This is a genomic window from Streptomyces asoensis (genome assembly GCF_013085465.1).
GTDB classification, from domain to species: domain Bacteria; phylum Actinomycetota; class Actinomycetes; order Streptomycetales; family Streptomycetaceae; genus Streptomyces; species Streptomyces cacaoi_A.
On record NZ_CP049838.1, the window covers coordinates 5,381,781 to 5,393,174 of the forward strand.

The window sequence follows — 11,394 nt, forward strand, 5'->3', positions numbered from 1 at the left end:
GGATCAGACGCGCGCCGCCCGGCGACGACGCGTGCCGAACCAGGCCGCCGCACCGCCGACGGCCAGCAGGGCGGCCGCGAGGGCGCCGTAGAGGCCGCCGCCCGAACCGGTGTTGGCGAGCGAACCGGTCGCGGTCGTGGTGTTCGTGGTGCCGCCGGTCGTGCCGCCCGTGGTGGTGGCCGCGGAGCTGGACGCGGACGCCGACGGGGAGGCGGAGGCCGAGGCGGACGCGGACGGCGACGGCGAGGTGGACGGCGTACCGCTCGGCGTGGTGACCAGGGCCGGGCCGGCCTTCACCTGGGTCCGGGCGCCGTTGAACCCCCAGGAGTCGGCCATGGAGAACAGCGCCTCCAGCGGGACGACGGTGTCCTTCTTGATGTCGCTCTTCTTGCCCAGGGAGAGGTACAGCTTGATGCTCTCGGTGCCCGCGGAGGCGCCGAAGCCCTTGGATATGGCGGGGAGTTCCCACTCGCTGTCGTTGAACTCCTTCAGCTTGACGATCTTGCCGTCGACCTCGGCCTCCAGGACGAAGTCGGGGTGGCCGGCGCCCTCGCGGAACTGCTGGGCCGACACGGTGCGCTGGAGCTCGGCGGGGAACTCGCCGGGGCCGGTGGCCGTGGCGTTCAGCACCAGCTCGGCACGCTGACCGGGCCGGGCGACGGCGCCCGTCTTCTGCTCCCACGCCACGTTCAGCTTGCCGGGCGTGATCGCCGGGTCGGTCTTGAAGACCTGGGTGTTGCGGGCCGGGTCGTCGTCGGTGTCGCCGATCAGCCGCCCGGCGGTGAGGGTGAAGTCACCGTCGTTGGTGGGGTAGGAGGCGCCGAGGCCGAGCGTGACCTTCCAGGTGTACTCGGTCTTCGCCGGGATGGAGAAGGTGGACGCCGCGTTCCCGGTGGCCGGGAAGAACAGCCCCTGGAAGGAGCCGTCCTGCCGCCCGACGGCCGACTTGGTCGCGGGCGCGTCGACCGCGGTCACGTCGAAGACGACGGAGTCCTTCAGCACCGGGCTCGGACCGTCCGGCGTGCCCGGCAGCCAGGCCGAGAACTCCTGCGCCCTGTCGGAGGAGTTGGCGACCGTCAGGATCATCGACTCCGTCGCCCCGCCGCGCTTGAGCGGGCCGGTGGGGGTGGGCGCGCCGAGCGTCATCTTCAACGCGTGTTCGCCCGCCTTGTCGGCGGCGACAGCGGTGGCCGGGACGAAGGCGGCGCCGGCGACAGCGGTGACGACGGCGGTCGCGGCCACGGTGCGGATGCGGCGGGCGGCGACGGAACGAGCGGACATGATGAATCCCCCCAAGGAATCAATCAGCAAGCGCGCGCCGTGATGACGGCGGCGAAGGCACGAGCGAGAAGTGCGACGAGAAGGAAGAGCGAGGAACCAGGAGAGTGAGGAACCAGGAGAGCGACCGCCCGCCGGTACTGCTTGTCCCCCCGGCGGCTCGCGGTGCACTCATCCTCACCCGGATTTCACAGGTGATCAATCGTCGCTCCGTCACCACTTCGCAACAGCGCCGGAAGCGACAATTCCGCTGGTCAGGGTGGTGCCGCGCGAGGCGGTGAGGTCGGGGTACGCGGGATCGTCGTGCGCGACCTCGGCGAGCTTCTCGTAGGCGGAGGTGGCGGGATTCAGGCGTTCCTCCGGTCCAAAGGAAGGCTGTCGTGATCGTGACCCGCGGGGAACGGCCTTGGTCGTGCGACTTTTTGCCCACTCGTTGGCCGGTTCTCTGTCCAGGTCTTTTCAACGTCTCCGCGTGCTCTCCATGCGTCTTCACCTGCTAAGCGGAGTGTGATGTTGCTACTTCGTTAAGTAGTTCCGCTTGACGCCGATGGTCGCCGCCGCGTTGTCTTTTCAGACACCTGGGTCTACATGTCACACCCATGTGTCCGGAATCGCACCGAACGCACCTGAAGTGAGCCCCCGAATGCGTCGTATCGCCATAGCTGTGGTCGCCTCCACGATGTCCCTGTCGCTCGCCGGGTGCGGAATGCTTGGGGCCTCGGAGGAGAGCAGCAGTGCGACACCGACCCGGAGCAACGACATCACGGTGGGCGTGCTGATGCCGGAGGAGACCAACACCCGGTACGCGGACTTCGACTACCCCATCATCAAGAAGAAGGTCGCCGAGCTCACCCAGAACAAGGGCAAGACCGAGTACGCGAACGCCGCCGGGGAAGCCAAGACGCAGAGCACCCAGATGGAGAAGATGATCGACGAGAAGGTCGACGTCATCCTGCTGGACGCCGTCGACTCGAAGTCGATCGCGGAGATGGTGCAGAAGGCCAAGGACGCGAACATCCCCGTCATCGCCTACGACCGCCTGGCCCAGGGGCCGATCGACGGGTACGTCTCCTTCGACAACGAGCTCGTCGGCGAGGTGCAGGGCCGGACCCTCGTGGAGGCCATCCCCGGCGTCAAGGCCAGCGACAAGATCGTCATGGTGAACGGCTCGCCCACCGACCCGAACGCCGGGCAGTTCAAGGCGGGCGCGCTCAACGAGCTCAACGGCCGGGTCACGGTGGCGAAGTCGTACGACACCGACAAGTGGAGCCCCGAGGTCGCCGAGGCCAACATGACGAAGGCGATCGACGCGCTGGGCGCGGCCAACATCGCCGGTGTCTACTCCGCCAACGACGCCATGGCCGGCGGCATCATCAAGGCCCTGAAGGCCGCGGGTGTCAGCGACAGCGACCTGCCGCCGATCACCGGCCAGGACGCGGAGCTGGCGGCCGTGCAGCGCATCATCAGCGGTGAGCAGTTCATGAGCGTCTACAAGCCGTACCCCGGCGAGGCCGAGGCCGCCGCCGAGGCCGCCGTCGCCAAGGTCCAGGGCCGCGACATCCAGTTCGACGCCCTGACCCGCGACCGGGTCGACAGCCCGACCGACAAGGACATCCCGGCCAAGCTGGTGACCGTGGTCGCGCTGACGAAGGACAACATCAAGTCGACCATCATCGCCGACGGCATCTACAAGGTCTCCGAGATCTGCACCGCCAAGTACAAGGCCGCCTGCCAGGCCCTCAACCTGGTCTGAGCCACGGACTCCGGGCGGGCCGCGCGCCCGCCCGGACCGCGCCCGCCCGCGTCGCCGCTCACGCCACCCGGGTGAACTCCACCGTCACCTCCGGCGGCCCGCCGGCCACGCCCCGGTAGATGCCCTTGTGCGGGGTGACGTCGTCGTAGTCGCGACCCCGGCCGACCACGACGTGGGACTCGTCGGGCCGGGTCCGGTTCGTCGGGTCGTAGCCGTGCCAGTCGCCCGCCCAGTACTCGACCCAGGCGTGGCTCTGCCCGGCCACCGGGCGGTGCAGTTCCGCGTCCCGCTCGGGGTGGAGGTAGCCGGAGACGTACCGGGTGGGCAGGCCCAGGCCGCGCAGCAGCGCGATCGTGACGTGGGCGATGTCCTGGCAGACCCCGGCGCCCTGGTCCCAGGCCTCGGCGGCCGAGGTGTTCACGCCGGTGACGCCGGGCAGGTAGGACACCTGGTCGGCGACCATCGCCGACACGGCCACCGCCGTCCCGTGCGGGTCCAGGCCCATGGCCGCCTTCCTCGCCTTCTTCACCAGCTTCGGCGGCACCGTCGTACGGGCCGTGGGGCCGGCGAACTCCAGCAGGCGGGAGCCGGCCGTGCGTTCGGCGATCGCCGGCCACCCCGGGGCCGGCGGCAGCGCGCCCGGTGGGGCCGTCTCCACCAGGCTGGACGCCGTGATGGTGAGGTCCGCGTGCGGGTCCATCAGCTCGAAGGCGGTGACCTGGGTGCCCCAGTAGTCCCAGTACGACCAGGTCGTGGCCGCCGGGCGGATGGTCACCCGGGAGTCCAGCGTCGTCTGGCCCGGCAGGGTGAGGGGGGTCATCCTGACCTCGTTGTGCGACAGGACGGCGGCCTGCGTGTAGGAGACACGGGTCGTGTGCCGGATGCGGAGCCTGCGGGTGGCGGCCGTGGTGGCCGTGGACTGAGCGGTCATCGTGCTCACGCTCCTTCCTGGGCCCACACGACGGGCCCCTGGTACGGGTAGAACCGCTCCGCCACCGCCTCCGCCGACGCCATACAGGCGGCCTGCAAGTCGCCCAGGAGCAGCGGCAGTTGCTCCTCCAGGGCGGGTGAGTCGAGGTATTCGAGGCGGGTGCGCAGCCGGCCGATGGGACGGCGGGCCGGGTCCTGCCGGGGACGGCCGAGCGCGCTCAGGCACTCCTCGGCCGTCGTCAGCGCGTGCAGCGCCGAGCGCGGGAAGTCCCGGTCCAGGAGCAGGAATTCGGCCACTCTCGGGGTGTCGCCGAAACCGCCGTACACGCGCGCGTACGCCTCGTCGGCGCCGGACGCGCTCAGCAGGGTCGGCCAGTCGGGCGCGTGGGCGGCGTCCAGGACGCGCACCGACAGCAGCCGTACGGTCATGTCCACCCGCTCCAGGCTCCGGCCCAGGACGACGAACCGCCAGCTGTCGTCGCGGCTCATCGTGGAGTCGGCGAGCCCGAAGAAGAGGGCCGCACGGCTGCGGACGAGCTCCAGATAGCCGTAGGGGCCCGTACGGCGGGCCGCCCGGCGCTGGTCGGCGAGGGCGTGCCAGGTGGCGTTCAGGCACTCCCACATCGCCGAGGAGACGGCCTCGCGGGCGCTGCGCGCGTTCAGCCGGGCGGCGCCCAGCGCGCCCTCGATGGCGCAGGTGGAGCGGGAGTCGAAGGCCAGCTGGTCCAGGACCTGCTGCATGTCGACGCTGTCGGCGCCCGCGTCGACGCCGAGGATCGCGTACAGCGACCGGCAGGCCACGTCCTCGTCGCGCCAGGGGTCCTCCAGCATGCGGTGGAGGTAGGCGTCGAGGATGCGCGCGGTGGCGTCGGCCCGTTCGACGTAGCGGCCGGTCCAGGTCAGCGCTTCCGCTATGCGGGAGAGGATCACGTCGTTCACTGCTGCTGCGCCCCTTCCTGTACGGCGCTGGGGACCCCGTCCGGGCCCAGCTGGCGGGGTGCGACGGCCGGTGGCGCGTCGTCGGCCGGCAGGGCGGCCGGGCCGTCCGCCGGGCCCTCGGCGAGGACCCAGGTGTCCTTGGAGCCGCCGCCCTGGCTGGAGTTGACGATCAGGTTGCCCTCCTGAAGCGCCACCCGCGTCAGTCCGCCGGGCAGCACCCAGATGTCGGTGCCGTCGTTGACGGCGAACGGCCGCAGGTCGATGTGGCGCGGTGCCATGCGGTCGCCCGCGAGGGTGGGCGAGGTGGACAGGGCCACGGGCCGCTGGGCGATGAAGCCGCGCGGGTCGGCGGCGACGGCCTTCCGCGTCTTCGCCAGGGTCTTGGCGTCGGCCTTCGGGCCGATGACGATGCCCTGCCCGCCGGCGCCGTCGACGGGCTTGATGACCAGCCGGTCGAGCTGGTCGAGCACGGCGTCGAGCTGCCCGGGCTCGTCGGGGCGGTACGACTCCACGTTGGGGAGGACCGGTTCCTCGCCGAGGTAGTACCGGATGAGGTCCGGGACGTACGTGTACAGCAGCTTGTCGTCCGCTATGCCGTTGCCGACGGCGTTGGCGAGGGTGACCTTTCCGGCCAGGGCCGCGGTCATGATGCCCGGGCAGCCGATCACGGAGTCGGGGCGGAAGTGGAGCGGGTCGAGGAAGTCGTCGTCGAGCCGCCGGTAGACGACATGGACCGGGACCTCGCCCTTGGTGGTCCGCATCCACACCCGGTGGTTGCGGCACACGAGGTCGTGCCCCTCGACCAGCTGCACGCCCATCAGCCGTGCCAGCAGGGCGTGTTCGAAGTAGGCGGCGTTGCTGGGGCCGGGGGTGAGGACGACGACCCGCGGGTCCGCGGTCCCCTCGGGCGCGGCGGCCCGCAGGGCGGCGAGCAGCCGCGCGGGGTAGCCGTCCACCGGCACGACGTGCTGCCCGTCGAAGAGCGAGGGGAACACCCGGGTCATCGCCCGCCGGTTCTCGATGACGTACGACACCCCGCTGGGGACCCGCACGTTGTCCTCGAGCACCCGGAAGTCCCCCGCCTCGTCCCGGACGAGGTCGATGCCGGCGACGTGGATGCGTACCCCGCCGGGTGGTTCGACGCCGTGGGCCGCGCGGTGGAAGTGCGGGGAGCCCAGCAGCAGCCGCCAGGGGACGACACCGTCCTCGAAGGCGCGACAGGGCCCGTAGGCGTCGGCGAGATAGGCCTCCAGGGCTCTGACCCGTTGGGCGACCCCTCTTTGTATGAAATCCCATTCCAGCGCGTCGAGGATCCTGGGCACCAGGTCCAGCGGCCAGGGCCGTTCCTCGCCCGCGAAGGCGTAGGTCACCCCGCGGTCGGTGAAGGCGCGGGCCATCTGGTCCGCCCTGAAGCGCAGTTCACCCGGTTCGATCGGCTGGAGTGCCGCCAGTACCGGCTCATAGGCGGTCCTGACCTCACCCGGCCGCTCGAACATCTCGTCCCACGCGTCGACCAGCGCGTACGCGTCAAATATGTCCGCCATGGCCCGACGTTAAGTGCGGGACGTAACACGGCGATCACTCGGGCATTTCCGGGAGTGCACGGGTGCTCGGTGGGCCCGCGGAGCACTGCGGGTGTGATGGCCCGTGGCCGGGGCCCGGCCGGACTCCCCCGTGGTCCGGCCGGGTTGGCTGTGCTCTCCCCCGAGTGGGGAGCACCCGGGGGCAAGCGGAATCCACCATGCACCGTCGCCAACGCCCCGCACCACCGTCAGCTTGTTGCAGTGCGAGGGGAGGAGGCCGGGAGAAACAGGAACAGACCGGTGGTTTTCCCAGGCGTCGGCCGGGGCAGCCGTGTTGCGGAGCTGGTCCGGGCCGCGCATAGTTGCGCTCCGGAAGAGGCGTACGGCGGGGGTGGGATGGGCGATGGCCGGGCACGGGACGGAGGAGCATCCACACGGTGCCGACCGACTGTGCGAGGCCGGGGATCGCGTGTATTCCCGGGCCGTACGGCGCGGTCGGGTGGCGCGGACCGACGCCGGGACGGTCCCGTGCCTCCTGGAACTCGCCCTGCTGCACCCCGACCCCGACGACATGGACTGGCTGGTGCCGACCTCCCCGCAGGAGGTCATGACCCGGCTGCTGCGCGGTCTGTACGACGAGGTGAGCGCGAGCGGGCGCCGGATGGGCTCGGCGGTCGCCGCCTTCGAGTGGTACGCGGGCCTGGGCGGCCCCGCGCGGGGCGGGTCGGCCGGCGAGGGCGCGGCGATCCGTGTCCTGGACGGCGCCTCCCGGATCCAGGCCGCCCTGGACGCGGCGACCGAGGCGTGTACGACCGAGGTCCTCACCGTGCAGCCCGGCGGCATCCGGCGTGAGCACGAGTTGTCGGAGGGCCTGCACCGGGCGCTGGAGCTGCGCGGCCGGGGCGTGCGCATGCGGGACATCTACAACCACGTCGCGCGGCACGGCCAGGGCCTGCTCACCTACCTGGAGCTGATGGGCGACGCGGTGGAGGCCCGCACGCTGGACGAGGTCATCGACCGGCTGATCCTCTTCGACCGCACGGTCGCCTTCATCCCGGCGAACACCGACCGCACGATGGCCCTGGAGCTGCGCCACCCGGCCCTGATCTCCTACCTGGTGACGGTCTTCGAGCGGCTGTGGCGGCTGGCGATCCCGCTCACCGCGACGCTGCCCGAGACCCGGATCGAGGGCATCTCCCACCGGGAGCAGTCCATCGCGGCCCTGCTGGCGGAGGGGCACCAGGACGCCGTCATCGCCGAGCGCCTGGGCATCAGCGTCCGTACCTGCCGTGCGCACATCGCCCGGCTCTCGGAGACCCTGGGCGCGGCCAGCCGGACCCAGCTGGGGGTGCGGATCGCGCAGGTCGGCCTCGACCGGCCGTCCGGGGAGGCGGAGCCGCCGTCGGTCAGTCTTCCGGTGCCGGGGGCCGGTCCGGACCCGGCCGCTGCTCCTGCGCCCGGTCCCGGTTCTGTTCCCGGTCAAGGATCCCCGACTGCCCGATGAGGTAGCCGAGTTGGGCGCGGCTCTCGCTGCCGAGGGTGGTGGCGAGTTTGGCGATGTGGACGCGGGCGGTCCGGATGTTCATGCCGAGGCGGTCGGCGATGACGGCGTCGGTGTGCCCTTCGACGAGGAGGGCGGCGATGGCCTGCTGCCGGGGGGTGACGCCGTTGAGGGACGGGCGGTGCACCGCCTGCGGGTACATGGGGGTGGCCAGCCGCCAGAGGCGGTCGAAGGTGATGGTGAAGTACGTGAGGAGGGCGGGGTGGCGGACCTCCAGGGCCAGTCGGCCGTCCTCGCCGGCGGGGATGAAGGCGACCTTGCCGTCGATGACGATCAGGCGGTCGGTGACCTCGTCGAGGGTGCGGGCCGCCACATCGCCCCGGAGCTGCTCGTAGCGGGCCAGTACGAGGGGCTGGTGGCGCTGGGTGTGCTGGTAGAGGGTGCGGATGCGGCAGCCCCGGTCGAGCAGGGCCTGGTCGCGAGCCATGGCCACGGTCTGGGCCGTCTGGCCGCGCGGCCCGCTGTAGTGGACGTTGGGCTGGATGCAGAGCAGTTCGTCCGTGGCCTCGGCCGTCGCCTCGGTGATGGCCCCGTTGATCTGTTCCGTGCCGCTGAGCAGACGCAGGGAGGCGGGATCGGCGGCGGCGGTGCGGCTGCCGGTGATCCGCATGAGGGGTTCGAAGAGGGTCGCCAGCCGTTCCTCGCGGCGCCGTTCGTCGGCGATGCGGGTGCCCGAGGCGCGCAGCAGCCGGTGCAGGGCCAGGGCGGGGGAGACGGGTTCGAGTTGGTCCGGGTCGTCCACGACCGGGTGCAGGAGGCCGAAGGAGAGCAGACAGGGGGCCGCTGTCTCGGCCTCCCCGGTCTTGACCCGTCCGTCGCGCAGGGCCGCCTCGTAGAGGTTCGTGCCGGCGGCGCACAGGTTCTCCACGCCGTGGGGGGCGTGCGGCGGCGCGTTCACTGCGAATCTCTCTCCTGTTCGAGGACGGCGGGACGGCGGGACGGCGGATGGCCGGGCGGCCGGGCGGGGCGCGGGCGTGCCGTTCCCGGTTCTCGGTTCCGGGCCCGCCCGCACGGTCAGGGTTCCTGTTTGAGGATCCCCGACTGAGCTATGAGGAAGCCGAGTTGGGCACGGCTGCCGCTGCCCAGAGCCGTGGCGAGTTTCGCTATGTGGGCTCGGCAGGTGCGTACGTTCATGCCCAGACGGCGGGCTATGGCCTCGTCGACATGCCCCTCGACGAGGAGCTTGGCGATGGAGTGCTGGATGTCCGTGATGCCGTCGGGGGCGGTCTCGTAGGGGGCGCCGGTGGCCAGCGGCACCGCGCGGCCCCACATGAACTCGAAGACCTTGATCAGGTAGCGGACGAGCCCCGGGTGCCGGAGTTCGAGGGCGACCTGTCCGTCGTCCCGGGTCGGGATGAAGGCGACGGTCTCGTCGCAGATGATCAGCCGCTCCACGAGTTCGTCGATGGTGCGGTACTCCACCTTGCCGTCGGTGAACTGGGAGACGTAGGCCAGCGTCTCGGGGCTGTACCGGGCCGTGTGCTGGTAGAGGGTCCGGATCCGGCAACCGCGTTCGATCAGCGGTCTGTCGCGCTCGAGGCCCTGCACGAGGGTGTGTTCGAGGCGCCGGCGGCTCGGCTGGACGGTGAGCATCTCGGTCTGGCACTGGGAGGTGGCCAGATCGAGTGCGGCGTTGATCCGGTCGATGCCCTCCAGCACCGTGATCGAGTGTGTGGTCGGCGTCGGCTGGGCGCTGAGGGTCATGAACGGCTCGAAAGCGTCGGCGAGTTCGACCGACAGCCGTCTGCGCTGGGTGATCTCGCGCTCGATCGGGTTGAGCAGTTGGGACAGTGCGATCGACGGGGGCACCGGACGTAGCCAGTTCGCGTCGTCGGGGTCCGCATGAAGCAGGGCGAACTCCATCAAACACGGAGCAGGCTCCACGTCCTCACGGGCTATGCGGCCCGTCCGAAGAGCGTTCCCGTAGAGACGGCGACCTTCCTCGCACAGCTCAGTCGACGCATGAGGATGTGTCTGCTTTGTCTCATTTTTCGTCAAATCTCCACCCCCCAGGGTCCTGAACGTGCAGGAACATGATGCATCGATTGTGTGGCCATGACGTGCCCGAATGGGCCATCGTCGTAGTGGACGGGGGAGAGGTGACCTTCAAATGAGGACGAAGCCGACTATGCATAAGAGAATGCTTCGCTCGGCGCTTGCCGCCGCCTTCTCCGCCGCCTTGGCTTTCGGGGCGCTGAGTGGCCTTGCGGGAACGACGGGTGACACGGCGCGCGACAGTACCTGGAGCACGGGTACCGAGACCGTCGCGGCGCCCGCGGACAGTACGTGGGTCGCGCCCCGCGACAGCACGTGGGTGATCACGGCGGCAGACGTGCCGGGTGACAGCACTTGGGTCGCTCCCAGCGACAGTACGTGGGTCGCCGAGTCATGACCACTCCACCCGACGACCGCTCCTTCCGCCGCGAAATGGCCACCGCCTACCGCTCCGGCTGGCACTTCATCGACCTGGTCACCGCCATCCCCCACAGTGGTGACTCGTTGATGGTGACCGTGTTCGGCGAGCCGGTGGTCGTGACGCGCGACGAGGACGAGGACGTACGGGCCTACCGGTGCCTGCGCAAGCCCCGGGGGGCGCCGCAGCCCGTGCGGTGCGCCATTCGTTACGGAATGATCTTTGTGAACCTGGACCAGCGGGACCACCGGCTCGTGGAGCCCGAGACCCCGCCCCTGAAGACCATCTCAGCCACCCCCCGCAGTGCCTGACGCGATTCCCCCGTCGTAACAGATCGCTCAGGTGCTTCCCCCCGCAGCGGCGTCACCGTGACCTGAACACGGTGACGCCGCTGTAATTTGCGGGGACATTTCCGCACATGCACCCGCTTGAGCCTTGGCCGAAAAACGACGGGGACGGATCTGGTCATCCGCCACGCCTCACCCGCGTCAGCCGCGACCCATCGCCCGGGTCAGCTCGATCTCGATCACCACGCGCGCGGGGTTCGGGCTCGGCGTGCGTCCGTAGCGCTCGGCGTACCGGCGCTCCGCCTCCGCGACCCGGTCCGGCTCCCCGCGCACGTACGCCCTGCCCTCCAGGGTGGCCCAGCGCCGGCCGTCCACCTGGCACACCGCGACCCGGGCGCCGGCCGGGCCCGCCGCCAGGACGTTGCCGACCTTCGTGCTGCGCTTGTCGGCGATGACCCGAGCGAGCCGCGCCCCGGGTTCGTATGTCACTCCGACCGGAACCACGTGCGGACTGCCGTCCGGACGTGGTGTGGTCAGTGTGCACAGGTGCCGTTCGCGCCAGAAGGCGAGATACGGCGCGTCCGGGGCGCCCGGGTCCTGGGGGTATGCGGCCATGGTCCGGAACCTAACCCGTTCCCGGACTCCCGCGCACACCTTGAGCGGAATAGACTCAACTTTGTGTACGCTGACTGAGTCAGACACGGGAGACT

Annotated in this window: 10 protein-coding genes; 3 read left to right on the forward strand and 7 right to left on the reverse strand. The window is 70.6% G+C overall.

Annotation, left to right across the window (positions count from 1 at the left end; genetic code table 11):
* Nucleotides 1-3 precede the first annotated feature (3 nt).
* A complete protein-coding gene (locus tag G9272_RS24085; protein WP_171398484.1) occupies nt 4-1,281 on the reverse strand; it encodes a hypothetical protein in 1,278 nt (425 codons plus the stop codon).
* Between the two features lie 640 nt (nt 1,282-1,921).
* Here G9272_RS24085 and G9272_RS24090 point away from each other — a divergent pair.
* Complete coding sequence (locus G9272_RS24090) at nt 1,922-3,031, forward strand: sugar ABC transporter substrate-binding protein (protein ID WP_171398485.1); 1,110 nt, start codon at nt 1,922-1,924, stop codon at nt 3,029-3,031.
* Nucleotides 3,032-3,089: 58 nt separating this feature from the next.
* On the opposite strand, the gene G9272_RS24095 is transcribed toward G9272_RS24090, so the two are convergent.
* From G9272_RS24095 to G9272_RS24105, 3 genes are read right to left on the reverse strand one after another with little or no spacing between them, the layout of a single operon-like run.
* Nucleotides 3,090-3,962 (reverse strand): transglutaminase family protein, encoded by an 873-nt coding sequence (locus G9272_RS24095; RefSeq protein WP_171398486.1) that lies wholly within the window; start codon nt 3,960-3,962, stop codon nt 3,090-3,092.
* Between the two features lie 5 nt (nt 3,963-3,967).
* The gene (locus tag G9272_RS24100) at nt 3,968-4,900 is read right to left on the reverse strand and encodes an alpha-E domain-containing protein (protein WP_171398487.1); all 933 of its coding nucleotides are present in this window, start codon (nt 4,898-4,900) and stop codon (nt 3,968-3,970) included.
* Nucleotides 4,897-6,444: a circularly permuted type 2 ATP-grasp protein gene (locus G9272_RS24105; RefSeq protein WP_171398488.1), complete on the reverse strand. Its 1,548-nt coding sequence runs from the start codon at nt 6,442-6,444 to the stop codon at nt 4,897-4,899. The genes G9272_RS24100 and G9272_RS24105 overlap by 4 nt, the downstream gene beginning before the upstream one ends.
* A 382-nt stretch (nt 6,445-6,826) precedes the next feature.
* On the opposite strand from G9272_RS24105, the gene G9272_RS24110 reads away from it, so the two are divergent.
* On the forward strand, nt 6,827-7,927 hold the full coding sequence (locus G9272_RS24110) for a helix-turn-helix transcriptional regulator (protein ID WP_171398489.1): 1,101 nt from the start codon (nt 6,827-6,829) through the stop codon (nt 7,925-7,927).
* Here G9272_RS24110 and G9272_RS24115 read toward each other — a convergent pair.
* Nucleotides 7,830-8,882, reverse strand: a complete 1,053-nt coding sequence (locus tag G9272_RS24115; protein ID WP_171398490.1) for a helix-turn-helix transcriptional regulator — start codon at nt 8,880-8,882, stop codon at nt 7,830-7,832. The genes G9272_RS24110 and G9272_RS24115 overlap by 98 nt on opposite strands.
* Before the next feature lie 116 nt (nt 8,883-8,998).
* Nucleotides 8,999-9,847: a hypothetical protein gene (locus G9272_RS24120; RefSeq protein ID WP_057601134.1), complete on the reverse strand. Its 849-nt coding sequence runs from the start codon at nt 9,845-9,847 to the stop codon at nt 8,999-9,001.
* 525 nt (nt 9,848-10,372) lie between these two features.
* On the opposite strand from G9272_RS24120, the gene G9272_RS24125 reads away from it, so the two are divergent.
* Nucleotides 10,373-10,708, forward strand: coding sequence for a hypothetical protein (locus tag G9272_RS24125; RefSeq protein ID WP_054241900.1), 336 nt, complete (start codon nt 10,373-10,375; stop codon nt 10,706-10,708).
* A gap of 177 nt (nt 10,709-10,885) precedes the next feature.
* Here the strand turns inward: G9272_RS24125 and G9272_RS24130 are convergent, their stop codons facing one another.
* Nucleotides 10,886-11,299, reverse strand: a complete 414-nt coding sequence (locus tag G9272_RS24130; RefSeq protein ID WP_171398492.1) for a pyridoxamine 5'-phosphate oxidase family protein — start codon at nt 11,297-11,299, stop codon at nt 10,886-10,888.
* Nucleotides 11,300-11,394: the final 95 nt, after the last annotated feature.